At 60.3% G+C, this 24657-nt stretch carries 28 protein-coding genes and 1 pseudogene; 2 read left to right on the top strand and 27 right to left on the bottom strand.

Features of this window, described 5'->3' with window-relative positions; all coding sequences use genetic code 11:
* Positions 1 to 104: 104 nt before the first annotated feature.
* From spoVG to yabG, 11 genes are all read right to left on the bottom strand, one after another.
* Positions 105 to 392, bottom strand: a complete 288-nt coding sequence (spoVG, locus tag BTUS_RS00365; RefSeq protein WP_013074140.1) for a septation regulator SpoVG — start codon at positions 390 to 392, stop codon at positions 105 to 107.
* Between the two features lie 69 nt (positions 393 to 461).
* The gene (locus tag BTUS_RS00360; protein WP_013074139.1) at positions 462 to 851 is read right to left on the bottom strand and encodes a RidA family protein; all 390 of its coding nucleotides are present in this window, start codon (positions 849 to 851) and stop codon (positions 462 to 464) included.
* A 32-nt stretch (positions 852 to 883) separates the two neighbouring features.
* The gene (purR, locus tag BTUS_RS00355; protein ID WP_041303502.1) at positions 884 to 1705 is read right to left on the bottom strand and encodes a pur operon repressor; all 822 of its coding nucleotides are present in this window, start codon (positions 1703 to 1705) and stop codon (positions 884 to 886) included.
* 53 nt (positions 1706 to 1758) lie between these two features.
* On the bottom strand, positions 1759 to 2502 hold the full coding sequence (locus tag BTUS_RS00350; protein ID WP_013074137.1) for an NTP transferase domain-containing protein: 744 nt from the start codon (positions 2500 to 2502) through the stop codon (positions 1759 to 1761).
* Positions 2462 to 3382, bottom strand: coding sequence for a 4-(cytidine 5'-diphospho)-2-C-methyl-D-erythritol kinase (ispE, locus tag BTUS_RS00345; protein WP_013074136.1), 921 nt, complete (start codon positions 3380 to 3382; stop codon positions 2462 to 2464). Before ispE ends, BTUS_RS00350 begins: the two co-directional genes overlap by 41 nt.
* A gap of 52 nt (positions 3383 to 3434) precedes the next feature.
* Positions 3435 to 6110, bottom strand: coding sequence for a cyanophycin synthetase (gene cphA / locus BTUS_RS00340; protein ID WP_013074135.1), 2676 nt, complete (start codon positions 6108 to 6110; stop codon positions 3435 to 3437).
* Positions 6107 to 6946, bottom strand: a complete 840-nt coding sequence (locus BTUS_RS00335; protein WP_013074134.1) for a cyanophycinase — start codon at positions 6944 to 6946, stop codon at positions 6107 to 6109. Before BTUS_RS00335 ends, cphA begins: the two co-directional genes overlap by 4 nt.
* Before the next feature lie 54 nt (positions 6947 to 7000).
* Positions 7001 to 7189 carry a small, acid-soluble spore protein, alpha/beta type gene (locus tag BTUS_RS00330; RefSeq protein ID WP_013074133.1) on the bottom strand — a complete coding sequence of 63 codons (189 nt, stop codon included), beginning with the start codon at positions 7187 to 7189 and terminating at the stop codon, positions 7001 to 7003.
* Between the two features lie 155 nt (positions 7190 to 7344).
* Complete coding sequence (veg, locus tag BTUS_RS00325) at positions 7345 to 7620, bottom strand: biofilm formation stimulator Veg (RefSeq protein ID WP_013074132.1); 276 nt, start codon at positions 7618 to 7620, stop codon at positions 7345 to 7347.
* A gap of 133 nt (positions 7621 to 7753) precedes the next feature.
* Positions 7754 to 8695 (bottom strand): fumarylacetoacetate hydrolase family protein, encoded by a 942-nt coding sequence (locus BTUS_RS00320; RefSeq protein ID WP_013074131.1) that lies wholly within the window; start codon positions 8693 to 8695, stop codon positions 7754 to 7756.
* 73 nt (positions 8696 to 8768) lie between these two features.
* Positions 8769 to 9629, bottom strand: a complete 861-nt coding sequence (gene yabG, locus BTUS_RS00315) for a sporulation peptidase YabG (protein WP_013074130.1) — start codon at positions 9627 to 9629, stop codon at positions 8769 to 8771.
* A gap of 175 nt (positions 9630 to 9804) precedes the next feature.
* Between yabG and BTUS_RS00310 the strand changes: the two genes are divergently transcribed.
* Complete coding sequence (locus tag BTUS_RS00310) at positions 9805 to 10590, top strand: glycosyltransferase family 2 protein (protein ID WP_013074129.1); 786 nt, start codon at positions 9805 to 9807, stop codon at positions 10588 to 10590.
* Here the strand turns inward: BTUS_RS00310 and BTUS_RS00305 are convergent.
* From BTUS_RS00305 to metG, 6 genes are read right to left on the bottom strand one after another with little or no spacing between them, the layout of a single operon-like run.
* Positions 10571 to 11551: a DHH family phosphoesterase gene (locus BTUS_RS00305; RefSeq protein ID WP_013074128.1), complete on the bottom strand. Its 981-nt coding sequence runs from the start codon at positions 11549 to 11551 to the stop codon at positions 10571 to 10573. The genes BTUS_RS00310 and BTUS_RS00305 overlap by 20 nt on opposite strands.
* Before the next feature lie 25 nt (positions 11552 to 11576).
* Complete coding sequence (locus BTUS_RS00300; protein WP_013074127.1) at positions 11577 to 12056, bottom strand: ribonuclease H-like YkuK family protein; 480 nt, start codon at positions 12054 to 12056, stop codon at positions 11577 to 11579.
* A 13-nt stretch (positions 12057 to 12069) separates the two neighbouring features.
* Positions 12070 to 12951 (bottom strand): 16S rRNA (adenine(1518)-N(6)/adenine(1519)-N(6))-dimethyltransferase RsmA, encoded by an 882-nt coding sequence (gene rsmA / locus BTUS_RS00295; RefSeq protein WP_013074126.1) that lies wholly within the window; start codon positions 12949 to 12951, stop codon positions 12070 to 12072.
* A complete protein-coding gene (gene rnmV / locus BTUS_RS00290) occupies positions 12944 to 13507 on the bottom strand; it encodes a ribonuclease M5 (RefSeq protein WP_245543341.1) in 564 nt (187 codons plus the stop codon). The genes rsmA and rnmV overlap by 8 nt, the downstream gene beginning before the upstream one ends.
* Before the next feature lie 20 nt (positions 13508 to 13527).
* Entirely contained in the window at positions 13528 to 14301 is a 774-nt protein-coding gene (locus tag BTUS_RS00285; RefSeq protein ID WP_013074124.1) for a TatD family hydrolase, read from the bottom strand.
* 19 nt (positions 14302 to 14320) lie between these two features.
* Entirely contained in the window at positions 14321 to 16375 is a 2055-nt protein-coding gene (metG, locus tag BTUS_RS00280) for a methionine--tRNA ligase (RefSeq protein ID WP_013074123.1), read from the bottom strand.
* Positions 16376 to 16643: 268 nt separating this feature from the next.
* Here metG and BTUS_RS00275 point away from each other — a divergent pair, with 268 nt between their 5' ends.
* A complete protein-coding gene (locus BTUS_RS00275) occupies positions 16644 to 16883 on the top strand; it encodes an AbrB/MazE/SpoVT family DNA-binding domain-containing protein (protein WP_013074122.1) in 240 nt (79 codons plus the stop codon).
* Positions 16884 to 16991: 108 nt separating this feature from the next.
* On the opposite strand, the gene rsmI is transcribed toward BTUS_RS00275, so the two are convergent.
* The 10 genes and pseudogenes from rsmI to BTUS_RS00225 all read right to left on the bottom strand — a co-directional run bounded on the left by rsmI (position 16992) and on the right by BTUS_RS00225 (position 24544).
* Entirely contained in the window at positions 16992 to 17900 is a 909-nt protein-coding gene (gene rsmI / locus BTUS_RS00270; protein ID WP_013074121.1) for a 16S rRNA (cytidine(1402)-2'-O)-methyltransferase, read from the bottom strand.
* Between the two features lie 55 nt (positions 17901 to 17955).
* A complete protein-coding gene (locus BTUS_RS00265; protein WP_100666469.1) occupies positions 17956 to 18273 on the bottom strand; it encodes an initiation-control protein YabA in 318 nt (105 codons plus the stop codon).
* A gap of 52 nt (positions 18274 to 18325) precedes the next feature.
* A pseudogene (locus BTUS_RS00260) lies at positions 18326 to 18970 on the bottom strand (PSP1 domain-containing protein); the annotation flags it as partial.
* A gap of 5 nt (positions 18971 to 18975) precedes the next feature.
* Complete coding sequence (gene holB, locus BTUS_RS00255) at positions 18976 to 19992, bottom strand: DNA polymerase III subunit delta' (RefSeq protein ID WP_013074118.1); 1017 nt, start codon at positions 19990 to 19992, stop codon at positions 18976 to 18978.
* Positions 19993 to 20038: 46 nt separating this feature from the next.
* Positions 20039 to 20479: a YaaR family protein gene (locus tag BTUS_RS00250; RefSeq protein WP_245543380.1), complete on the bottom strand. Its 441-nt coding sequence runs from the start codon at positions 20477 to 20479 to the stop codon at positions 20039 to 20041.
* Positions 20480 to 20528: 49 nt separating this feature from the next.
* Positions 20529 to 20855 (bottom strand): cyclic-di-AMP receptor, encoded by a 327-nt coding sequence (locus tag BTUS_RS00245; protein ID WP_013074116.1) that lies wholly within the window; start codon positions 20853 to 20855, stop codon positions 20529 to 20531.
* Between the two features lie 13 nt (positions 20856 to 20868).
* Positions 20869 to 21498 (bottom strand): dTMP kinase, encoded by a 630-nt coding sequence (gene tmk / locus BTUS_RS00240; RefSeq protein WP_013074115.1) that lies wholly within the window; start codon positions 21496 to 21498, stop codon positions 20869 to 20871.
* A complete protein-coding gene (locus tag BTUS_RS00235) occupies positions 21495 to 22994 on the bottom strand; it encodes an aminotransferase class I/II-fold pyridoxal phosphate-dependent enzyme (protein ID WP_013074114.1) in 1500 nt (499 codons plus the stop codon). The genes tmk and BTUS_RS00235 overlap by 4 nt, the downstream gene beginning before the upstream one ends.
* A gap of 243 nt (positions 22995 to 23237) precedes the next feature.
* Entirely contained in the window at positions 23238 to 23507 is a 270-nt protein-coding gene (locus BTUS_RS00230) for a pro-sigmaK processing inhibitor BofA family protein (RefSeq protein WP_013074113.1), read from the bottom strand.
* A gap of 62 nt (positions 23508 to 23569) precedes the next feature.
* Complete coding sequence (locus tag BTUS_RS00225) at positions 23570 to 24544, bottom strand: beta-ketoacyl-ACP synthase III (RefSeq protein WP_013074112.1); 975 nt, start codon at positions 24542 to 24544, stop codon at positions 23570 to 23572.
* Between the last annotated feature and the right edge of the window lie 113 nt (positions 24545 to 24657).

The following is a 24657-nucleotide window of genomic DNA, read 5'->3' as shown; positions in this document are numbered from 1 at the left end:
TTCCGGTAAAACACTATAACTCATCACTATAGGGGATTCAACCGTCGCACAAAAGGTGACGGCCGCCGTCGGTGTGACATCCTTCGCCCGGGACCCGCAGCCCTTCAGATCTCGCTCTCCACTTTGTCCGACGGCTCCCCTTCCATGGGCGCCTCGTAAGCCGCCAACACCGCCGCCTGAACCTTCGACCGAAACGAAGCGGACACAGGATGTGCGATGTCTCGATAGGCCCCGGAGGCCGTCCGCCTAGCCGGCATGGCCACAAACAATCCGGCGCTTCCGTGAATCACTCGAATCTGGTGAACCACGAACTCATCATCAAAGGTAACCGATGCCAACGCTCGCAGCTTCCCGGCGCTGAGCCGAACTAAACGGACCGACGTGATCTCCACGGTCACTCCCCCTCTCCATTTTAGACGGAGAGTTCGACGGCGTCAGATCCGAAACCTGTTTAGCGCCATTCAAATCGATTCTGAAATCACGGCGATCAATTCGATCTCGACCCCCGCGCCTTTCGGCAGCCCCGCCGCCTGGACCGTCGTCCGGGCGGGTTTATACGCGCCGAGCACTTCCTCATAGACTTCATTCATCGGGGCAAAATCATTCATATCCGCTAAAAAAACGGTCGCCTTGACCACGTCTGCAAAACTCGCCCCAGCTGCTTTCAATACCGCCTCTAGGTTGGCGAATACCTGCCGGGTCTGCTCGCGGATGTCCCCCGTCACCATTTGCCCCTCTGGGGTGAGAGGGATTTGCCCCGATGTAAAAACGAATGACCCGCAACGAATCGCTTGAGAATAAGGGCCGATCGCCCCGGGAGCCTTCGGCGTTAAAATGATCTGTCCTGCCATCCTCCATCGTCCCTTCCTGCCGGCGGACCGAATCAGCGGCCAAAATACGTGCCGCGAACCGTCTCCACCCGGCGTTTTTCTTCATCCATGCGCCCGATGTCCACCAATGACACATATTCGCTGACCAGCTTTTTCTCCGGCTCCAAGGTTGCGGTAAACACGCCGATTCCCACAGCCTCGCCACCGAACTCGGCCAGCAACTCCACCAACGCCCGGGCCGTGCCCCCCGCCTTCATAAAATCGTCCACAATGAGGGCCCGGCTGCCTTCTCGCAGGGACCGGCGGGACAACGACATCGTCTGAATTCGCCGGTCCGATCCCGACACGTAGTTCAAACTCACGGCAGAGCCCTCCGTCAGACGTTGATTCCGGCGGACCACCACGATGGGAAGCCCGAGATACCGCGCCGTCGAGACCGCCAGGGGGATTCCCTTCGTCTCCACCGTCATGACCACTTCCGCACCGGCCCCTGCGAACCGATGGGCAAACAACCTTCCGGCGGCATCCAAGACATCCGGCCTCCCGAGGATGTCGGACATAAACAGGAACCCACCCGGAAGGATGCGCTCCCCGTCAGCCAGCTCCCCCTGAAGCCGTCGCACAAAATCCACCGCGAAGGCTTCACTCACGCCCGGGATGTAGCGAATCCCCCCCGCAGCCCCCGTTGCGGTCTCAAAGGTGCCGAGTCCCTGCTGTTCAAAGACTGCCCGCACAATTGACAAATCTTCACTCAACGAGGACTTCGCGGCCCCCAGTCGTTCAGCCAGGTCGCTCAGCGACACGGCGGTGTGGGGATTCTGTAGAAACAATTGGGTCAAACAAACCAACCGGTCGCTGCGGCGCACCCCTGCCATCCCCCATCTTAAAAACCGAACATTCCCTCGGAAAATATATCATTTCTTTCGGGTTATGACAATCTCGCCGACAAAGCCCGGTCCACCCATCCCAAATCTTCGGGTTCATCCACATCGGCGCCAATGGCGGCATGGGGACAGATCACTGCAGATGCTCGAACGGCAAACAACTCCCTCACCCGGGACTCCAGTTGATCAATCGATAGCACTCCCACCACCCGGCTGGCCGCCAACCGAACGGTGAAACTCCACCCGAGCTCCTTCGACAAGCGCAGAGGATTCTTCCGGTTGCGGATGAAACGGTCGATCACCGGGAGGATCCGGCTCAACACGTCGTCGCGAATCACAAACAGATTCCCGCCCGTGAACGTGCCGTCCCGAAGCTTCACATACGTTCGCCGAATCCCCGGGAGTTCCCGCTCGCAATCTTCCCTGCGCACGATGGGATAATAGAAATCCCGGCGAAACGGCCGGCAACGGCCCAGAAAGTCTTCGACCATCGCCCCGGTTAACAACGGTACGTCACAGGTGGCAATGAGCACATACTCCCCCCGGGGCCGACCGAGAAACTCCAGGGCAGCCTTCAGATGATCGACAATGGAGCCCGACCCGGGCAACCAGACCGCCCTGGGTGATGATCCACTCGTTTGCCCCACCACGGCAATCCGCTCCATATCGCCTGCCGCGGACAGGGCGTCCAAAACATAGTCCACCATCGCCCGCCCTTGAATGGACCAGAGGGCCTTCGGACCGTTCTTATCGGAAACGCTCCCTCCCGCGAGGACGATCGCATCCATCAGGTTCCCTCCGCTTTCCCACAATGTCGTCGTTTAAACCGCACACCCGGGTCAGATACACTTCCCGGACGAAGCCGCGAAAGGCATGATAAATTCGTTCCGCCTTCGACTGCCTGTCCACCAGGCCGAACACCGTGGGGCCGCTGCCCGACATCAACGCCCCTGAAGCACCAAACTGAACCATTCGGGCTTTGAGCCGCCTCACTTCCGGATAAAGATCGAAGGTGACCGTCTCTAAGACGTTGCCGAGCCGCTGGGAGATGCGCCCAAGGTCCTTCTCGCGAATCGCCTCAACCATCTGGGCCGTTTTCGGGTGTTCCGTCACCTTATCTAGCCGTAGCCTCCCGTAGACCGCGGCGGTGGACACCGGAATGGGTGGGTGAACCAGAATTACCCACGCCGGAGGGCAGGACGGCAGGATCGTGATCCTCTCTCCCCGCCCTTGGGCGAGCGCCGTGCCGCCGTACACACAAAAGGGCACATCCGACCCCAGCTTTGCCCCGAGTTCCGCCAGTTCATCTGTGGTCAACCCCAGCCCCCACAAACGATTGAGACCTCTTAGCACCGCCGCAGCGTCGCTGGACCCGCCCGCGAGCCCCGCCGACAACGGGATGCGTTTGTCGAGGTGAATCGATGCGCCGCGATGACAACCCGTCTCTTGCTGCAACAATTTCGCTGCCCGGAGAGCTAGGTTGCGTTCGTCGGTGGGCAGCTTGGGGTGAGTGCAACTCAATTGGAAATCCGCGGCCTCCTCTAGGTACACCCGGTCAGCCAAATCCACCGTTTGCATGACCATTTCTACTTCATGGTATCCGTCATCCCGACGGTACAGCACGTCCAAAGACAGGTTGATTTTTGCCGGTGCTTTTTCACAAACCACGGTCGTCCTCCCCGCCAGACCTCCATCGCCGCTACACTGTCTCCACTCAACTCTATTGTAACGTGGTCTGCCAAAGGTGTCTCACCTCCCTTGCGTTCTGACTGCGGTCCGACGCCCGGGGCCAATCCCAGACCCGCTCAGCTCCTAATTCCTCCAGGGTCTGTAGAATGGGGCCTTTTTTTTCATAGAAAACCACCACGAGCTCACCAGGTAAAGAGGAGCTCACCGCCTCGCCCAAAGCCGCGGTTTCCTCCAGATTGACATACAGCGGCAAAAGCGGGTTGACGCCGCGCACCGCCTCGGTCAATAGCCCGGCCACCTCCCCCTTGTCACGCCCTCGCGTATCCCTGTCCTCCTTGACCCAGATCCTCTGAAAATGACGCGCCGCTTCCCTCCCCGCAGCCTGGATGATCGAATCATCCCGGTCCCCCGGAACCCCGATAACCCCAGTGACCCGAGGGCCGGGCCATTGCTGCACCAGCTGTCCGACGGCGGCAAAGCTGTGGGGATTGTGCCCATAATCCACCATGACGTAACTGCGACCTACACGGTACAGATTGGTTCGCCCCGGATTGTCCACTTCCCGGCCAAAGCGGCGGAGTGCATGGGCGATCTGGGAACGGGGGATCCCCCCCGCCCGGCAAGCCGCGGCAGCCGCCAGGGCGTTGGCCACGTGAAACCCCGCCGCTCCGCGGCAAGCCACGGGAACGGCGACCACTCTCACAATCGGCCAAGTCCGCGCCCCGGTCCGTTCCAGAATCCAGCCATCTTTTGCGAGAATCGTCGTTCCCCCAATGGCGAGATGGCGCAACACCACCGGGTTATCCGGCCTCATGCTGAAAAATACGATCCGACGACGCAGACGCCCCGCCAAATCGACCAAACAAGGGTCATCGGCGTTGAGAACGACGGCGCCACCGGGATACACCCGCTCGGCCACCAGGGATTTCACAAAAATCAAATCCTCCAGTGTTTCAATCTGGTCCTGGCCGATGTGGTCCAAGGAAATATTGGTCAACACCGCCACATCCGCCCAGTCGTACCCCAAGCCTCCCCGAATGATACCACCCCGGGCCGTCTCCAAAACCACCGCCGTGACATCCGGGTGAGCCAGCACCGTTCGGGCACTGAAGGGGCCAGTGGTGTCTCCCTCCACGATCTTTCGCCCACCTATGTAGATACCATCCGTGGTGGCGGCTCCCACCGTTTCGCCACAGCTTTGTAGGATATGAGCGATCATTCGGGTGGTGGTGGTTTTCCCATTCGTCCCAGTCACCGCGTATACCGGCACCCGGGTGGGATGGCCGGGTGGAAACAACGCATCCACAATGGCCCGGCCCGCGTTCCGGGCCGCCCCTTGCGAGGGAAACTCGTGCATCCGAATCCCGGGCGCCGCGTTGACTTCCAGCACCACCGCCCCGACCTCATTCACCGGCCGGGCGATGTCCGGTGTCATCAGGTCGACGCCGCAGATGTCCAACCCCACCGCCCGGGCGGCCCTTTCGCACAACCAACGCTGGTCCGGGTGAACCCGGTCGGACACGTCCTCCGCCGTACCACCGGTGCTGAGATTGGCACTGTCCCGCAACACCACGACGCGCCCGACTGCAGGAACCGCCTCTAAATCGAGCCCCTGGGCCCGCAGTTGCCGGAGAACAACTTCGTCGATGGGAATACGGGTCAACGGTTTCTCGTGCCCGACGCCCCGACGCGGATCCATATTTTCCAGCTCGATCAGTTCGCGGACCTGGTGCACGCCATCCCCCACCACCCGGGGCGGATGGCGGAGGGAAGCCGCCACCATTCGGCCGCGCACGATCAGGATCCGATATTGTGCCCCGGGAACCCACTTTTCAACGATCACCTCGGGATCGATCTCCGCGGCCCGCCGGTACGCTTCCCGGACCTCGCCCTCGGTATTCACGCGCACACTGACCCCGCGGCCTTGATTGCCGTGCACGGGTTTGACTGTCACGGGCAATCCCACGTCCCGGGCGATCCGCGCCGCCTCCTCTTCGGATAAAGCGGTGCCGCCGTCGGGCACCGGAACCCCAGCCTCCTTCAGAACAGCTTTGGTATACGCTTTGTTGCACGCAATGTCCACCGCCACCGCAGAGGTCTCGGGACCGATCGTGGCTTCGATACGCTTCGCCCATTTTCCCGTCCCGAGTTGGACAAAACTGCCGTCGAGTATCCTCCTCCAGGGAATTCCCCGGGCCTCGGCCTCTCGGACGATTGCCGCCGTGCTCGGTCCTAAACGGTGGCGGCGATGGATATCCGCAGCCTCTTGCAGCGCCGCGTCCAACGAGAACGGACGCCCGTCAACCAATGCCTGAATCAGGTCGGCGGCCACAGCAATGAGTCGAGTCATCGCCTCGGGAGCGTGACACTCCATCACCACATCGTAGAGTCCGGCACGGCCGGCGTACAGAGTTTTCCCGAAATACGCCGGGGCATCGATGCGATCGGTCAGTTCCAGCGTGACATGCTCCAGAACGTGGCCAAAATATGTACCTTCCCGCAGCCGTTCCACGAATCCCCCCGGCATTCCTTTGGCACAGTGATGATCGGTCACCCCGGGAAGATGTTCGATGAGCCGGTCGACAAAACCCGGAAACTCATTGCTTTCGCGCTCCGTCAACTCCTCCAGATCGACTCGGGCAACGAGAATGGGCTTGCTCACGTAGATATTCGGCCCGGGAATAAACCGGACATCGAGAATCTTCATGATGTCAACTCCTCATCTCCTCGGTGAGGTTCAACGTCTTCCAGAATCGGCCGGCGGTCCCGCAGATCGAATCGATGGCCCGCGGGCAGTACGTGCAGCCGAATGCCACACAGGGCCAGGGGCTCCCCCCGGTCGGCAGACTCGACGTTCGCGTAAGTGAGGGCACTGGCGTCCACGATGCTCACCGCTCCGGTGCCAATTACTCGGCATTCTACCCCTGAAACGACCACCGCCGTGTTTTCGTCGATCCCCATCCCGAGATGATGAGGATACTTGGTCACCGCTGACAACAGTCGCCCGAGCCGACCCCGCTGGGCGAAATGCTGATCAATCACCACGCCATTCAAAAACTCCATGCCCGGCTCCATGTGAACAATTCCCGGACGAGGACTCGTTTCTGCCTCCCCTTCGACAATCATCGTGCTGGACATCACGGAAGCGCCGGCGCTGGTCCCGGCCAAGACCAACCCGTCCCCATGCCGCCGGTGGAGCGCAGCATCCAACTGTGTACCGCCCAATAAACGGGTGATACGCCCCTGTTCACCGCCCGTAAAAAATACACAACTCGCCCGTTCCACTAATCGCACGGCGAAGGGGGCGCTCGCGTCCTCCCGCTTTACGATGTGGAGAGGATGGACCTCTTCAGCTCCCAAGCGCGTCAGGACTTGCACGTACTCGTTACCTACCTCGATGGGAAATTCCGTCGCTGCGGTGATCACGACGATGCGCGCCTGTTCCCCTCCGGCCAGACGAATCAGTTCCCGCAAGATGACGCAGTCTCCTTGTTTGTCTTCAGCCCCGCCGATGATCACCAGAGGTCCCGGCGTCGCTCGCACCCATTGCCCCCTCCTTAAGAAAAAAAGCCAGGGGATGGCCCCTGGCCGGCCGCCTTACAGGTCGGTGTCGTGGCGCTCCCGCAACGCTTTCTCGGCGATCTCGATGGCTCTGCGAACCATATTCCCGGCATCCCGGGCGCGAATGCCACCCCAGCCTTCCCGCTGCACGGTGTCGTAGAATCCGAGGTCCTTTGCCAACTCGACCTTAAATTCCTCGGACATTACGCCACGCCGTCTCGGCACGAGCCGATCCCCTCCTGTCAACGACTCTGGGAGTCTTTTAGGCGTCCATCTCTCAGTATCCCCGGCGCGATTCCCGAACATGCGCCTCAAAAATACGAAAAGGGCCGCATCCTTGCGGCCCATCGTTGCCTCCCCTTCAAGGTGGGTGGCCGGTGCTACCGTTCGATACAAACCCGCACGGGCTCATCGTCCCGCATGATCATCAACTCCACCGTCTCCGTCAGAATATCGGCGTAGCTGTACGAAACGCGTTTGAACGAGTGGTCCGACTGATCCAACTTGATCACAAAAACAGACGGATAGGTCTCTTCCAGAATACCTGTCCGCTCGATCATCTTGCGTCGTCCGTTATTGGCCCGGATCAGGATCTTCTCCCCCACGTAGCTGTCGAGGCTGCGCTTAATCTCCAAAAGCGCATTCTTCGCCGCCACCCGCACCACCTCTTTCTCGAGGACAGTGTACCATGAAGGACTTCACATTGTCAAATGAAGGCTCTATTATAGCAGGAGGTCAAAATCGTTGTCAATCGGTGAATCGGGTCATCCCTTGCCGCAAAACTTGGCGTTACCCTTCGATCACCCAGTTCCTCAATGTACCGATGCCATTCACTGAAATTTCGATACGATCCCCTACATCCAAAAACCGGGGAGGTTGAAATCCCATCCCCACCCCCGCCGGCGTTCCGGTGGCGATGACATCCCCGGGCTCAAGGGTGATTCCCGCACTAATGACCTCCAGGATCGTCGGAATGTCAAAAATCAGGTCGGTCAGCCGGCCTCTCTGGCGCAGCTCGCCGTTAACCCGGGTTTCCAACACCATTTCTTGAATGGGAGGCGCATCTTCTTTCGGCACCACAAAAGGGCCCATGGGGCAAAACGTATCGAAGCTCTTCCCCAGGTGCCACTGCAGATGCCTGCGCTGCCAATCCCGGGCGGTGACGTCATTGATCAACGTGTACCCGAATATGTAATCCATCGCTTCTTTTCGGGACACCCCCCGGGCCCGGCGCCCCACCACCACCGCCAGCTCACCCTCATAATCCAATTGATCCGTCACACCCCGGTGGCGCAGAATCCCGCTCCCGTGGCCCGTTAAGGAAGAAGTCGCTTTTGAAAACACCACCGGATACTCCGGACGCTCAGATTTCATCTCCCGGGCGTGATCGGCGTAGTTCTTGCCCAGGCATAGAACATTCTTCCTCGGAGTCCCCAGAGGGGGCAACATCTCCACCTCTTCCAGCGCAAAGACGACCCCGGCTCCGGGGGCCAACCAGTTCGCGTCCCCAGCCGTTTCCAGAGCGTGATGAAGAGCACGCAGAGCCTGTCCGGCCGGCCCATCCCAATCCTCGATCACCGCCCGTACATCGCCACCCGTCAATGGGCCATCCGCCACTAAACCCGCCTCGGAAAGACGCCGCTGGGCAGCCGCCGCGTCCACCACCCACTCCTCACCCCGGGCGAGGCCCAGTCGGGCCTCCCCATCGATCGCGAAACACCCCAGTCTCATCCTTTGCCCGCACCCCTTTCGGCCCTTGGCCTACCCAATCTGATTTATTATACACCCCTTTTCCGGGGCAGATTCAATAGGGAGACCGAGGCAGGCCGATGCGGTACTTTCCCCGGGACTCAATCCCCCCCAACCCATCCGTTCCGGTAATGGTGGAGCGGACGACGTCAAAAATGTTCACCGTCTGATTAATGGGGGTATAGGCGATTTTTTCCGCAATCAGTACCGGATCCAGGGCATGAATCAGGATCCGGTGGGGAGAACTGGCAAAATTCGCCCCCGCTTCGAGCAACCCTTCGTAATGGGATTGACAGGCACCGGCGAAAATAATCAAATCATCCAGACTTCTTTCCCATCTCCGGGCCACGCGCACGGCGCGAATAAAATGTTCGGAGTTCCGATAATTAAAAATATTCATGAGGTCCTGGCCCTTGCGCAGAAGCCCGTCGTGACCAGTGAGAATGAGAATGTCCGGCTGAAATTGATCCAATAACTCCGGGAGCGCATCTGCCATGCGGGATTCCGGCATATGGCGCCCCTCGGCCGGGATGCCGAGATCCCGATAGGCCTGGAGACATTTGTTCAGATAAGCGCCGTCTCCATCCAAGTGTAGAACCCGGCCGGGGCGCTCAAAAAAATCGTGAGTCTGGCGAAATTTCATCTCCGCCCGCATACGCAGTTTATCCGCCTCTACCTCCCGGCGTCGCCGCACCAATTGAAGCGACTCCTTTTCCGCCCGGGATTCATCAGACAGATAGGTCCTGAGCTCCTCTTCACTCACCGCCACCAAGTCATCGAAGGGGGCATCGGCGATCAGTCGCACGTCCACCCCTTTGAGCACGGCGACCCGAGCTTCTTCGTCCACTTCCACGATCACAAAACACAGGTCTTTCCCGTAAGACTGCCGCGCCACCACGTCACCCGGCTTCCACAAGGCCGCCCCTCCCCTCGCTTAGCTTGGCGCATCCATTCCGGCCCTCGGCTCTTCGCGGCACCTCCTCACACCGTCGCCGCGGCCTGTCGTATTCTATGCCAAAGCGGATCAGCAAGTGTCGGATACTCGGGACATGGCCATCGGCATATAAGAAAGGGAAGGGAGGTACCCACGTGTGTTGTCAATCGTGCCGGCCTACAACGAGGCGGGGCGAATCGTTCGAGCCCTCCGCATCCTCCGCGCCTCCGGCGCAGACCCGGTGATCGTCATCGCCAACGGTTGTCGAGACGGTACTGAATGGCGGGTTCGATCTTTCGGTGATCCGCGGGTGGAAGTTCTCGTGTGGCCGCACCCCTTGGGGATTGATATTCCCCGGGCTGTGGGGGCAGCAGTGGCATTGGCCCGGGAAGTGCCGCACGCATTGTGGTACGACGGAGATTGGATCGGCGACGTCCGTCACGAACTCCGGCCGTTCATCCGAAAGGTGGAACACTTTGACGTCGACCTCGCGCTGTGGGATCTGGGGGTGGACCAGTTTCCGGACCCGGCGCTGAACCATTTGTGGAATAAGCTTAAGAAATCCCTGCCTTTCGGCAATCGCTTGGAAGGCGTTCATCCCAGTCTCGGGCCCGTGGCCCTATCCGCTCGGCTCCTTCGGGCCGTCCCATTGTCCGATGTGGCGAAACCGCCCACCCTCCTCGCCCACGCCGCCCGCCTGGGCATGCGGGTGGAGGTCCTGGCGCGCTGCCCTCTCGCCCGGCTGGCTTCCGCCCACCGGGTCAACGGACACCGCAGGGCCGTCCTCGAAGCTGTCACCGGGGACACCATGGAGGCGCTCTGCATCTTGAACAACCGTCCCCGCACCCGGCAGTTCGCCGGCAGCCTGTACATCGGCGCCCATCGCGAACGCCGATGGGATCACTTGGCCACCCTCGTCCAATTTATCCGCGGGGGAGCATGAAACCCGATCCAACACCCTTTCGAGGAGCAACAAGCCTGGATTTTAACGTTTCAATGACGCGGTCCAAGATGGACGGGATCGCCTCCCGATGCCGAAACGCCGCAAACTGCCGGAACCCCCAAACCTCGCCGGCGCCCACCCCGGGCACGGCCTCCATGATCTCTACGGCGTCCAGGGTACACGCCGAGGCCATCTCTTCCCGAACGTACATGCGCACCTCCGTGCCTTCAGGGCCTTCGTAGGCCACAACGCTCATATCCGCCCCTAGATCCAGGAGGGCCCGGGCGACAAATGTGGGGATGTTGGTCCGGATCTCGGACAGAAGAATGTTGTAATCGCCGAGTTTGACCCATCGGGATCCGAGGGCCGCCCGCAAAATCACTTCCCGGTCCCGGCGCTGATCGTCCAAGTAGAGCCGCTTCACATCCTCATAGGAGACCCCTCCGGTTTGCAACAACTCGCCAAAGGTGCGAAACGACTCCGCATCCCCTTTGTGAAAGTGGATCGTATCCGTGAGGATACCGGCGGCCAAAGCCAAGGAGGCCTCCCGCCCGGGCAGGGCCCCCGCCGCTTTTAACAGGCGAAAGACGAGTTGGCAGGTCGAGGATACCGGGTCGTAGAGGGCATCGATCGCCCGGTCGACCAGCCGGTTGTCCGGATGGTGGTCGATAAGGTAAAATGCCCCTGGAACGGCGGGCTCTAACTGGGAAGCATCGGCCGCGTCCACCACCACCACCGACTCAAAGGCATCGGGATTGGGATTCTTAACCACTTTCATGCCCGTGGCATCGATCAGCTTTCGGGTGTGAATGGCCGGTTCCCGCGGAACACCGACGGTTCCACCCAGCCACTGGGCGAGGGCGAAGGCCGCCCCCAGTGCGTCACTGTCCGCTTGGTCGTGGCAAAGGAAAAGAATCTTTTTGCCCCGCAGCGATTGTATCATTTGCAAAAAGACTTGCATGTGGACCACCGCCCCTGCCGACAAACTAAGCCTTGGTATATTTATCCGCCACCTTCGACGCGCCGAAGGAATCCGGTTTGATTTTCGCCGTGTAACCGCTGCTGGTGACCCAGCCCACAACCTCCCGGATCAACTGCCGACTCGCCCCCTCCTCACCGATATCCAGGTGCACCTCGATGTCCCGCAAGGCACCGGCCTCACGTAGATAGTGTTGCACTTTCTCCCCCAACTCCACCGACATGGCCGCCTCGGTGTACAGACGCTGAGTCAGCGAACGAATGATGCGGTGGGACTCCCGATGAAAATAGTACCGAGCTCCCTTTCCCACTCGATGAATGATGATGGCCATCGCGAACTGTGTCTTTCCTTGGGCTGGTCGATTCTGCGAATCGGTTCCGATAATCAGGCGATATGTCTCCCTGGGGGCCTCAGCCATAAATCCCACAATGTCGCTGACGACTTCCTCCAGATTGAGGCTCCCCTTGCTCGGGTTCCAAAATTCCACAATCCCCACCGCCTCATGGCATTGATTTGGGATAGACACCATCCGCCAACGCCTGCGCCAACCGCGTAAACTCCTCCAAGGACAACGTCTCCGCCCGCCGATCCGGCGCCACGCGGGCATGGCGGAGTGCCTGTTCAATCGAGGCCCGATCCCTCCCAGCCAAGGCGTGGGAAAGCGCGTTCAACAACGTTTTTCTCCGCTGGCCAAACCCCGCCCGAACCACCCGGGACAACCTGCGAGTCACCTCAGGATCGGGGCGCGGACGCAGGTCGAGCCGCACCACGACCGAATCCACCTCCGGCCTCGGCCAAAAACACGAGGCCGGCACCCGGGCCACCGACTCGACCTTCTCCGCAAACCACTGGACGGCCACGGTCAACGCCCCGTAGGTTTTCGTGCCCGGCCGCGCCGTGAGGCGGTCCGCCACTTCCCGCTGGACCATCAGAACCATGCGATCCATGACCGGCCCTTCTTCAAGAAGCTTCATCATCACCGGAGTGGTCACATAGTACGGGAGGTTCGCCACCACCCGGACGGTCCGAGGACCGAAGGCCTCTTCACACATTCGTGGAAGATCCACCTCCAACACGTCGCCCCAGCACACCTGCACATTCCCGAAGTCGCGCAACACCTCGGATAAGACCGGTTGCAATGACCGATCTTTCTCGACGGCCAACACCCGCCACGCGGCCTGGGCCAAACGAAGGGTGAGGGCCCCCAATCCGGGCCCGATCTCCAACACGGCCTCTCGCCCGCTCAAATCCGCCGCAGCCACGATCCGTTCCAGGATTCGATCGTCAACCAGAAAATGTTGCCCGAGTGATTTCTTGGGGTGAAAGGCGTAGCGCCTCAACAGCTCGGCCGCGGAGGGTACAGAGGGCCGGGAGTCAGTCATGGCTTCGCCCGCCTCCCGCGGCCCGGACCGCCGCCCGAAACTCCTCGGGGTCAACGCCGAGGACGTTCAGGCGCTTCCAAAAAGATTTGGCGTTCCCATATCCCACCCCCAGGTCCCGGGCCACCTTTGCCCGGCGGACCGAGGCCCCCGGCGCTCCCACCAGACCGGCTTCCATCATGTCCGACCAGGTGATGCGCCAGACTTTGGCGGGGACCTCCGCGCGAACCCTGGCCAGCGCTCGGTCGATGGCGGATGGGCTTGCGTGCTCAATGCCGATATCGCTTCCGTCGGTGGCTTCTTCTGGCGGGATAAAGGCGTGTTTACACCCCGGGACCCTGTCGGCGATGCGCGTGCGAATCCGCTCACCCATGGCATCCGGGTCTGTCAGGATGATCACGCCCCTCTCAGCCGCCACCTTGCGGAGAAACCCGATCAGTTCCCGGGAAACCGCCATGCCGCCCGTGACGACGACATCCGCTTTCACTGCTCGATCCACCGCCGCCTTGTCCCGCCATCCTTCCACAACCACCACTTCCGCCACCTCGGGTTTCGTCACGTCCGCCACCCTCTCCTCCGTCAACCTTGGACACGAAACAGTCGCCGGGCATTCGCCCGGGTGGCCAAAGCCAACTGTTCAGGTTCCGTTTCCCGAATCTTGGCCAGGGTCTCGGCCACCAAAGCCACGTAGGCCGGTTCATTGCGTTTTCCTCGATGAGGTTCCGGGGTCAAATACGGTGCATCCGTCTCGATCAACAGGCGTTCCTCCGGCACCTGGGCCGCCACTTCCTTCGGCCGGCGGGCGTTCTTAAAGGTTACAGGTCCCCCGAAAGACAGGTAAAAGCCCAGGTGTAAACACTCCTGGGCCATAGCCAAACTTCCGGAAAAGCAGTGCATCACGCCGCCGACCTCGGACGCCCCGGCCCGTTTCAAAATCTCCAACGTATCGGCGTGGGCTTCTCGATCATGGACAATCACGGGAAGGTTCAACTCCCGGGCCAGGGCGATGTGCCGCTCAAAAACTTCTCTCTGCACATCCCGGGGGGAATGATCGTAATGATAGTCAAGCCCGATCTCCCCAATGGCCACCACCCGATCTTCCTTGGCGAGAAGTCTCAGCTTCTCGATGGCGGCCTCATCGGCCGACGAGGCGTCGTGGGGATGAATGCCCACCGCGGCGTATAGGATATCGAACCGATGGGCCAACTCCAAAGCCCGTTCCGAAGAAGGAAGATCGTAGCCGGGCACCACCACCGCCTCCACGCCCGCTTGCTCCGCCCGCTCCACGATCTCCGCCAAATCGCCGGAAAAGGCTTCATCATTGAGGTGACTATGGGTATCAAATAACCGCATCTCTGGTTCGCCCCCCCTTTTATTTTACTTTGGTACCCAGGGGGATATCGTCAGAAACGGTAGTCAGGACGAGGCGGTCACCCTCCGAGGCGGCGAGAATCATGCCCCTGGACTCCACTCCCCGCAGTTTGACGGGTTTAAGATTGGTCACCACCACCACCCGCTGACCCACCAACTCCTCGGGGCGATAGTACTGGGCAATCCCCGACACCACTTGCCTGACCTCACTTCCCAGGTCGATCATCAGTTTTAACAGTTTGTCCGCCTTGGGAATTCGTTCCGCTTCCACAATGCGGCCGACCCGCAGGTCGATTTTCTGAAACTCCTCGATTCCGATGAGTTTCGGCTCCTCATGGTTGTCGGCGACGTCCCCGGCCTTGGCGATCCCTTGCGCTGCGCCCGCGCCATCCCCTCCGGCTGACCCGGCCCCGGTTACCCGCTTCGCTCCGGAAGCGGAAGACGCGTTGCCTTCGGAGTCGGCAGCTCGACTCACCGCCCCAGTCGCTTCATCGATCGCCAGTACCTCCGCCTCCAGATCCAGCCGGGGAAACAGAGGGTCTCCTTTGTACACCGGCAGCCCCGGAGGTAAGGTTCCGAACATCCGGGCGCTGTCCCAATGGGTGTGGGGGCCCGGGGACAGCCCCAATCGCCGCTGCATCTCCACGGGCGCCTTCGTCAGGAACGGCTGGAGCAGAATCGACACAATGCGGATCACCTCGGCCAAGTGATACAACACCGTGTGCGCCCGTTCCGTCCTTCCCGCCTTCATCTCGGCCCAAGGCGCGGTCTCGTCGATATATTTGTTCGCCCGGCCCAACAGTTGCCAAATCGCCGCCAGAGCCGTGGAGAACTCCATCTTCTCCATCGCTTCTTCCACCCGGGACACCGTCTCCGCCGCCAAGCTCCGCAATTCCCCGTCCGGATCCTGGACCATGGTCGGCGTCGGGATCCGGCCTCCGGCAAACCGTTCAATGAGGGGCAGGGTGCGATTTAACAGATTTCCAAGATCATTGGCCAGATCAAAATTCAGCCGTTGGATCAACGCCTCGGGGGTGAAGACCCCGTCCGCGCCAAAGGGGATTTCCCGCAGGAGAAAATACCGGATCGCATCGGAGCCATACCGGTCCAACAGAAGGTTCGGGTCAATCACATTCCCCTTGGACTTTGACATCTTGCCCTGCGGCGTCAACAGCCATCCGTGACCGAACACCTTTTTCGGCAAAGGCAACCCTAACGCTATCAACATGATCGGCCAGTAGATCGTATGAAACCGCACGATTTCCTTTCCCACCACCTGGACGTCCGCCGGCCAATATCGGTCGAATTTCTCCCGTTCAGCCGGATCATCGGAAAGATACCCCAGAGCGGTGATGTAATTGCTCAAAGCATCGATCCAGACATAGATGACATGGTCTGGATCTCCGGGAACGGGGATTCCCCAATCGAAGGTTGTGCGGGAGACGCACAGATCTTCTAACCCCGGTTTGATGAAATTGTTGATCATCTCGTGCTTCCGGGACTCGGGCTGGATGAACTCCGGGTTTTCTTCGTAATACCGAAGCAACTGGGGCACATACTTGCTCATGCGAAAGAAATAACTCTTTTCCCTCACCAGTTCCACCGGCCGCCCGCAGTCTGGGCAACGCCCGCCCTCCGCTTGGCGGGCTGTCCAAAAGGACTCGCAGGGGGTGCAGTACAGCCCCTCATAGTCCGCTTGATAAATATCCCCTTGCTCCATCAACCGCTGGAAAATCCGCTGGACCGCTTTTTTATGGCGGGGCTCCGTGGTACGGATAAAATCGTCGTAGGAGATGTCCAATTTTCTCCAAAGCTCTTGAATCCACCCGACGATCTCGTCGACAAAGGCTTGGGGCGTTTTGCCCTCCTCCCTGGCCCGGCGTTCGATCTTTTGTCCGTGCTCATCCGTGCCCGTCAGATACATCACGTCGTAGCCCCGAAGGCGTTTGTACCGAGCCATGGCATCCGCCGCCACCGTCGTGTAAGCGTGGCCAATGTGCAGTTTATTGCTCGGATAATAAATGGGGGTGGTGATATAAAACGTTTTGCGACCCATATCGCACCTCCTGGGAATCCCATACAAAAAACCCCTCGTCCCCAGGACGAGAGGGAGCGATTGTCCTGTTCTCAAAATTTTACCATGCTCCGAAAGAACAGGTCAAGAAATTCGCACCTTCGCGCCGGAGTTTCCGCGCTTTCTACCGTCGACTAGGACTTTCGCCCTATTTTTCTAAAACTAGGTTGACTGTTATGGTAGTAATTGGTACACTTAGGATGCACCGCCTAGATGTCAACATTCGGTCATGTTACAGGGGGAGAGGGACATGAAATCCACAGGTATTGTCCGCAAGGTCGACGAGCTGGGCCGGGTGGTGATTCCCATCGAGCTGCGCCGCACCTTGAGCATCGGCGTCAAAGACGCCCTAGAGATTTACGTGGACGGCGACCGCATCGTGCTGAAAAAGTACGAGCCTGCCTGCATTTTTTGCGGGAACGCCGATGAGATCATCCACTTTAAAGGGCGCAACATCTGCCCGGCCTGCATCGCCGAGATGAGCAAGTAGCCCCCGGCCGGTCCGGTACTTTCGGCCCGCGGCGCTCCGCGCCCGGGCCTTTTCATCATCTGTAACCCGAAGTTCGGACGACCACCCCGGACGCCCTGGCGGAAGGCGTTATCCGTTTCCCTCTGCCCGCTTCAGATAAGCCTGATACAGGGCCCGCCGGGATATCCGATGCCGCTGAGCGGTCTCCCGGATTGCGTCCCGGACGCTGACTCCCTCGGCCACCTGACGGGTTACCTCCTCGCACCAGCGGTTCATATCGTCTTCCCCGGAAGATCCTCCTTCCCCGAACATGTGATGTTCGTTCAACGCCGAGACTGCCCCTTCAACGATGAGGACCCATTCCCCTTTGGGTTCTTCCCCCTCCAACCAGCCGATCAACTCCCCCAAAGTTCCGCGAACCACCTGCTCGTACCGTTTGGTCAATTCCCGGACGGCCGCAGCCCGTCGGTTCCCCAGCACCCGGGCCAGATCCCTCACGGTGCGAATCACCCGATGGGGCGCCTCATAAAGGATGATCGTCTCCGGATATCCGGCCAACCGAGCGATCTCTTCTTCCCTCGCCCGTCCCGAGCGAGGCAAAAAACCCAGAAACACAAATCGATCGGTGGGAAGGCCAGAGATCACGAGAGCTGCAAGGGCAGCAGACGGACCGGGAACCACGGTAACCGGGGCACCGACATTCCGGGCAAGACGCACCAGGTCCGCCCCAGGGTCAGAGATTGCCGGCATCCCGGCGTCGGTCACCAAGGCCACGAGCTTGCCCTCCTTCAGCCAATTTAAAACATCGGGTTCTCTCTGGATTCGATTGTGCTCGTGATAGCTGACCAGCCGGGGTCCAGAAATCTGAAAATGCGCCAGCAGTTGCCGGGTGCGCCGGGTGTCTTCGGCGAGGATAACATCCGCTTCCCCAAGCACCCGGAGCGCTCGGGCGGAAATATCCTCGAGGTTGCCGATGGGGGTCGCCACCAGCACCAAGCCCCTTTCCCGGGGCCCATCGAAAGAAAATTGACTGTCCATCACATCGCCTCCGGCTGAGCACCCGTTAAAGAAAAGAGCGGCTCCCGCCGCCCGTTCATCCGGTTTTATTCAATAACGATAGGCAAAACAAGCAGTCGCCATCGGTGCGCAAACTCCCAAACCGCACATGACAGACGTGAAAACCGTCATGGTAAATCCTCGCCAGGTTGTCGTATCCATCCCCGGGATGAACCTGCTCCTCCGGGTGAAGTTGATCGAGAATCTTCCGCAACTTCGCGTTTTCCATGGTGAGCTTTTGGTTCTCTTCGATCAACTCGACGATCTTCCGCTTCAAGCTGCCCACTTGGGCGTAAAGTTCTCCGATCCGCTCTTCCACATTGGCCACTTCGGCGAACACCGCTTGTTTATCCAAGATCAACACCCCGTTGCCCGACTGCGGGGAATCATGCGCTGGTCGTCCGCCCCGCCCCTGGATACGAGTCGGCCTCATACTTCAAGCAACACATGAGCCTCCCGCATAGCCCGGAAATCTTCGACGGATTAAGGGACAACTGCTGATCTTTTGCCATGCGGATCGAGACCGGGACAAACTCCCCCAACCAACTGGAACAACAGGTCACTCGTCCACAGGGGCCGATCCCGCCAACCATCTTCGCTTCGTCCCTCACCCCGATCTGACGCAGTTCGATCCGGGTGCGAAATGCCGCAGCGAGGTCCTTCACCAGTTCCCGAAAGTCCACGCGGCCTTCGGCGGTGAAGTAAAAGATCAGTTTATTGCGATCAAAGGTGTATTCGGCATCCACCAATTTCATCGGCAAGGAATGCCGGCGAATCAAATCCGCGCACACGCCCAGCGCTTCTTTCGCCGCGCGGCGATTCCCTTCCATCTGGCGTTCATCTTCTTCCGTTGCCAGCCGTATAATGGGCTTCAGTGGCAGAACGACCTCGTCCTCGGTCACCTCGCGGGGAGCCAACCCCACTTCTCCATACTCGACGCCGCGAGCGGTTTCGACAATCACCCAGTCGCCCTGGCCCACGGGTTCAGATCCGGGGTCAAAATAATACAGTTTTCCGGCCGGTCGGAACCGTACGCCGACTACCGTGTACATCTTTCTCATTCCTCCTGCAGCCTCAGAACCATGCGCTCCAGCGTCAGCTGGGGGTTGGCATGGGCCTGCAGGCGTCGTTTCGCCTCGATCACCTCCCCCATCCTTTCCACGAGAAGGGCGATCGAGCCGTGCCGTGCTGCCTGGGAGGAAAGTTCGCGCCGATGGTCGATAAACACCACTTGGTCCGACAAACCCAGCGAGGTATAGAGGACATCCCGGTACCAACACGCCAGCACGTCGAGGAGCCACAGACACTCGGGGGTAGACCATTGTCCCCGACCCACCCGGGAAAAAAGCTCCAGGAGGGGCTTACCCTTGTGCTCCTCCACCGCCTGCACCCATTCTACCACCCAACGGGCGATATCGGCAAATACAGCGGTGTCCAACGGATTTTCACCGTCCGCCTCTTTATCCGCGTCTTCCCCACAGCCCGTGTCAGACAAGCCCAAATACGCAAATAAACGGGCCATCTCCTCCCCAACTCCCCGGGAGGTCCACTCCCGGTACAAAACCTCTGGCCTCGGCGCCGAGAATCGGAGAACCTGACACCGGGAACGCACCGTGGCCAGCACCCCTTCCGGGCGCTTTGCCGTCAAAATCCCCACCGTGCCGGAGGCCGGCTCCTCAAGAAACTTCAGCAAGGAGTTCGCCGCCTCGGGAGTCATGCGATCCGCCCCGTGGATGATGTACACCCTGTTCTCCCTTTCGATCGCACGCAAGGAGAAGAACCGCTGCAGCTCCCGGAGCTGGTCGATTTTAATGCTCTGGCCGTCCGGATACACCTGGACCAACCCGAAATGATTCCCATGGGCCAGCCTGCGGCAGGATGGGCAAGAACCACAGGGCGGATTCGCTCGGTCCTCGCAGAGAACCCCAGAAGCAAAATATTCTGCAGCTTGATCCTGGTCTCCGGTTTCAGGCCCCACGAACAGATAAGCGTGCGCCCACTCCCCCCGCCGCAGCCACCGGCGAAGCTGGAGCCATCCCCCGCCTGACTGTTCAACGCCATCCCGATCATTCACCGCCGCCCACCGTCCCTCATTGTCATTCCCGATCTCATTCCGGAATTCAGGCCGTGGCCTGAATCAGCAGGCCCCGAATCTCTCCGATGAGCGCCAGCAGCCGGATGCGGTCTTTTTCCGCTTCCCGAAGCACATCCGCGATCTCGAGGACCCGTTCATCCAAGATCGCCAGTAATTTCAAAAGCTGCGGACGCCCCCGCCGATCCCGTCCCGTCTCCTCGCGGACAATCAAACCGAGTCGCATCGCCCGTTCTAGAAATTCCTTCAGCGCCTCCTTATACCGTTGCAGATCCTCCAACCTCATCCGTTCCGATAGGACAGCCGCTGCCTCCTCAATGCGTTCGAAGGATTCATCCAGTTCTTCCCTGCCGATCCTCCGGATTTGGGCATCAAAAACTTGTCCAAAAGAAGGCCGGGACAAGTCTCCACCGGAAAAAGGGCGGCTGGCCGGCTGATCTCGCCACCACTGGGTTAGGGTTTGATCCACACGCAATCTTACCGCCCCTCTCCCCATGCAATCCGAGGTGCACCTGGGTTCAGAAATGTTCGAACCTCTCCACATCCAGGACGAACACGGTGGCCCCTCCCACCTGGACGGAAATCGGCACTGGAACTTCCGCATCCACGTTTCCCACCGGGGCAAAGGGGGTCACCACTTGTTCCCGGGCCCTGCAGCTCCGGTGGATACATTCCACCACGTCGTTGACCCGTTCATCGTCCACCCCAATCAAGAAAGTGGTGTTCCCCGCCTTCAGAAATCCGCCAGTACTCGCCAACTTCGTGGCGCGATACCCGCGCTTCACCAATTCTGCCGCCAAGCGCCCACTGTCTTTGTCTTGGACCACCGCGATTACGAGGCGCATGGGTGTCACCTCCTCAAAGATTCAAGAGGCTCTTGACATCTCGCCAGATCGCTTCCGACACCATCTCCGGCGGCATCGTGCCATCGATCACTCGGTAGCGCGGGGATGTTTGGGCTTGCCCCAGAAACCATCTGCGAACCGCTTCATGGTACTCGATGCTCCGCTCCTCAATGCGGTCCATGACACCATACATAGAGTGCCGCGTCCTCACCCGGTCCAATCCCACATCGGCCGGAACATCGATCAGATAGGTTCGCAGGGGTTCGAGCCCGTCGGTGGCCCAGTGATTGAGGCGAGCCAGTTCTTTCCGATCCAGCCCCAGCGCTCCTTGGTACGCCAAGCTCGCATCCACATAGCGATCACAGATCACCACGTCCCCGCGTTCCAAATGTGGGCGGATGAATTCGCCGACCAACTGAGCTCTGGAAGCGGCATAGAGCAACGCTTCGGTACGGGGGGTCATTTCCCGGTGATGGGGGTCGAGCAGAATGCCCCGGATCTTGTCACTGATCGTTGTACCTCCCGGTTCCCGGGTCGTGATACAACGTATGCAAGCTTTTTGGAGACGACTCGCCAACAGGGCGACCTGAGTGGATTTTCCCGCCCCGTCGGGCCCCTCAAAGGTGATAAATACCCCTGTCACTCCCGCCCCTCCTCCGTCACCGCCACCACTTCCTCATCGGAAGGCATGCCGACCAAGCGAACCCCCATAGACCGCCCCATTCGGATCAGTTCATTGTGAAGAGGGCGGATCCGCTCCCCGGGCAGGAGCATGGGAATGCCGGGCGGGTAAGGAATCACGGCCCGGGCGGCCTGCAGCCCCAAAGCTTTCCCCAGGGGAACCCATCGGACTTTCCGGGCCAGTCGGGGCCTGATTAGGTCCTGCCCTTCTTCATTGTGCCACAGTTCCTGCAGAAGGGCCGCCCACTCGGCCGCCTCCGTACCTGGGAAGACCCGTGAACCCCGCCGGCCCTCGGCGGGTTCACCAACCCCGCCGATCTCCATGGCCACGTCTTGCAGCCCTTGGACAAGCCGGCCGATGATCCGGCTGTCGTCCCCGGGTCCGGCAACAAAGGTCACCGCGGTCGGTTCCTCCAATTCCGGCCAGATCCCCCGCCGCCGGAGGGCCTCTCCCCACTCGATCCCTGTCCCTCCAGACCTAACAACCCCCAAGGTCAGGCGGGCGGGATCCAGGCCAACTCCTCCCGCCCGACGGGCCCTCTCGGCGGTCAACACGTCAACCCCAGGAACAGCATCCAATTCTCCCCGGACTTGAGCCAGGGTCTGCACCACGGAGTCAAGGCGCCTCCCGCCTTCATCCTGCATCCACTGTCGAGCCAGATCCAAGGAAGCCATCAGCAGGTAGGAAGGGCTGGAAGATTGAACCGTCGCCAGGGACTCTCGTATACGCTGGCGGTCCACCCGATTGCCGCGCAGGTGCAACACCGCCGACTGGGTCAGCGATCCCATCGTCTTATGCCAACTTTGCACAACCGCGTCCGCCCCCGAAGCAAGAGCGCCAGGCGGACTTCCCTGTACAAAGGGAAAATGCCCTCCGTGAGCCTCGTCGACCAACAATCGCCCTCCCCGGCGGTGTACCTCCTCGGCCAAGGAAGCCAAATCACTGCACACGCCGTGATAAGTCGGACTCGTCACCAGCACTGTCCGAATTTCGGGATGCGCCCCGAGGATGCGCGCCACCGTTTCTACCCTTATGCCCCCTGGCACACCCAGGTCATACTCCCAGTCGGGAGCCACCGCCAGGGCCGATGCCCCCGCCAACATCAACCCCGAGATCACCGAGCGATGCACATTCCGGGCAATCAGCACCGTCTCCCCGGGTTCAGCGGTGGCCAGAAGCATGGCGATGTTCCCGACCGTACTCCCTCCGACGAGGAAAAAGCTCTCGTCCGCCCCAACCGTTTGAGCAACCAAGACTTGGGCTTCGGCAATGGGACCTTCCGGCTGGTGCAAATCGTCCAACCCGGGAAGTTCAGTCAAATCCAGCTTAAGCCCCGCCCCCAGCCACCGGATGAGGTCCGGCGGCGCGCCCCGACCCATCTTGTGTCCGGGAACGTGCCACGGCACCGGCCTTGCCGCGACATGTCGAACAAGCGCGTCCCAAAGCGGTGTCGGCATTCGATCACTCCATCCCGAACCCGTTAAAGTCGCCTTTCATTATAAACAATCCCTGCACCCTTCGCACGAGTCCTACGGGCTCCCGCCGCCCTCCGGCGAGTTGTCAGAGCCGGTCCGAGTGCTATAATGAAAGACATTCTTTAGTCATATTTACGATGGAACGATTGAAGATCGTTTCGGGTGTACCCGATGCCAAAGGAGGTATTCTTCTGTGGCCGTTCAGCCCACCGCCGGGCGCCGCCGTCACACCGGAAGCCACCAGCGCAGCCAGAGAAGCGCCAAAGCCCCCGGCAGGCCGAACAATCCTAGAATGGCGGCAGTGATCGGGTTCCAGGGTACGTGAAACTGATGGGCCTGCCCCAGCCAATTGGCCGCCCAGATCACGGCCCCGCCGACCACCAATCCGCGGACAAACCGGCCCAAGAACCGCAGGGGGTTGCGGATCACATACGCCAGCAGGGCGATGGCCAAACCGGCTGCGAATAGCGCCGCCGGGAGATCAATCTTTCCCATGGTCGGTCCTCCTTGCCCCAGGACAGTGGTATCAGCACCATCCTATGCCGGGGTGGACCAGCTTAGACCCATTCCAACGCGGCACTGGCGTAGGTGAATCCCCCTCCGAAGGCGGTCATCGCCACCCGGGTACCTGGGCTCAGGCGCCCCGCATCCCGAGCTTCAGTGAGAGCCATGGGAATCGATGCCGCCGAAGTATTGCCGTAATGCTGGATATTGATCCAAGCCTTGTCGGCCAACCCGAGACGCTGCCCCACCGCCTCGATAATCCGTGCATTGGCCTGGTGAGGCACCAACAGGTCAACCTCTAAACCTCCCCACGCCCGGTCCGCAACCCGGCGAACCGATTCTTCCATCGTCCGCACCGCAAACTTGAAAACTTCCCGTCCGGTCATGTTGATATAACGGTCTGAAGACTCCAACAGCTCCGCAGTGACCGGTTTCTTAAATCCTCCAACCCAAACGTTCAGAAATTCTGTACCCCGAGCGTCGGCACCCAGTTCGAAAGCCTGAATCCCTCCTTGAGAAACTTCCGCCACCACCGCAGCTCCAGCCCCGTCTCCAAACAGTACACACGTCGCGCGATCTTTCCAATTGGTGATTCGCGATAGCGTCTCCGCCCCAATAACGAGCACCTTGTTCATCCGTCCCGACTCCACCATGGAGGTGGCCAAGGAAAGCCCATAAATAAACCCCGAACACGTGGCCCCGACGTCCACTGCCCCCGCTTGCCAGGCTTCGAGGCCCTTTTGCACCATCACCGCCGTAGTCGGAAATGGCTGGTCTGGAGTGGTGGTGGCCACCAAGATCAGATCCAAATCCTCGGGACCGCAGCCAGCGTCCGCCAAGGCCGCCCGGGCGGCTTGTACTCCGAGGTCCGAACTGCCCACACCGGGGTCGGCAATGTGCCGCTCTTCAATCCCGGTTCGCTGCCGGATCCACTCATCCGATGTATCCACCATGCGCTCAAGATCCCGGTTCGTGAGCACCTTCGGAGGCACGTACATTCCCAGGCCAACAATCCCCGCTCGCCGCATACGGACTCCCCCTTTGATCATTCATGGCTCTTATTGTAGAGTTTTATGACCTGGTGTCAAGTCCAGCCCGTAAAAATGCCCGGTCCCCGACCGGTGCAGCAGCCTCACTCGGT

The organism is Kyrpidia tusciae DSM 2912, from assembly GCF_000092905.1.
Taxonomy (GTDB): Bacteria; Bacillota; Bacilli; order Kyrpidiales; family Kyrpidiaceae; genus Kyrpidia; species Kyrpidia tusciae.
This window is presented reverse-complemented; position numbering and strand designations above follow the sequence as displayed.

What these genes read in the sequence shown, in the direction of transcription:
- BTUS_RS00360 (WP_013074139.1), bottom strand. Translation starts at nt 851, where the DNA reads ATGGCAGGACAGATCATTTTAACGCCGAAGGCTCCCGGGGCGATCGGC.
- purR (WP_041303502.1), bottom strand. Translation starts at nt 1,705, where the DNA reads ATGGCAGGGGTGCGCCGCAGCGACCGGTTGGTTTGTTTGACCCAATTG.
- BTUS_RS00350 (WP_013074137.1), bottom strand. Translation starts at nt 2,502, where the DNA reads ATGGATGCGATCGTCCTCGCGGGAGGGAGCGTTTCCGATAAGAACGGT.
- cphA (WP_013074135.1), bottom strand. Translation starts at nt 6,110, where the DNA reads ATGAAGATTCTCGATGTCCGGTTTATTCCCGGGCCGAATATCTACGTG.
- BTUS_RS00320 (WP_013074131.1), bottom strand. Translation starts at nt 8,695, where the DNA reads ATGAGACTGGGGTGTTTCGCGATCGATGGGGAGGCCCGACTGGGCCTC.
- BTUS_RS00305 (WP_013074128.1), bottom strand. Translation starts at nt 11,551, where the DNA reads ATGCAAGTCTTTTTGCAAATGATACAATCGCTGCGGGGCAAAAAGATT.
- rsmA (WP_013074126.1), bottom strand. Translation starts at nt 12,951, where the DNA reads ATGACTGACTCCCGGCCCTCTGTACCCTCCGCGGCCGAGCTGTTGAGG.
- BTUS_RS00285 (WP_013074124.1), bottom strand. Translation starts at nt 14,301, where the DNA reads ATGCGGTTATTTGATACCCATAGTCACCTCAATGATGAAGCCTTTTCC.
- metG (WP_013074123.1), bottom strand. Translation starts at nt 16,375, where the DNA reads ATGGGTCGCAAAACGTTTTATATCACCACCCCCATTTATTATCCGAGC.
- BTUS_RS00275 (WP_013074122.1), top strand. Translation starts at nt 16,644, where the DNA reads ATGAAATCCACAGGTATTGTCCGCAAGGTCGACGAGCTGGGCCGGGTG.
- rsmI (WP_013074121.1), bottom strand. Translation starts at nt 17,900, where the DNA reads ATGGACAGTCAATTTTCTTTCGATGGGCCCCGGGAAAGGGGCTTGGTG.
- BTUS_RS00245 (WP_013074116.1), bottom strand. Translation starts at nt 20,855, where the DNA reads ATGCGCCTCGTAATCGCGGTGGTCCAAGACAAAGACAGTGGGCGCTTG.
- BTUS_RS00235 (WP_013074114.1), bottom strand. Translation starts at nt 22,994, where the DNA reads ATGCCGACACCGCTTTGGGACGCGCTTGTTCGACATGTCGCGGCAAGG.
- BTUS_RS00230 (WP_013074113.1), bottom strand. Translation starts at nt 23,507, where the DNA reads ATGGGAAAGATTGATCTCCCGGCGGCGCTATTCGCAGCCGGTTTGGCC.
- BTUS_RS00225 (WP_013074112.1), bottom strand. Translation starts at nt 24,544, where the DNA reads ATGCGGCGAGCGGGGATTGTTGGCCTGGGAATGTACGTGCCTCCGAAG.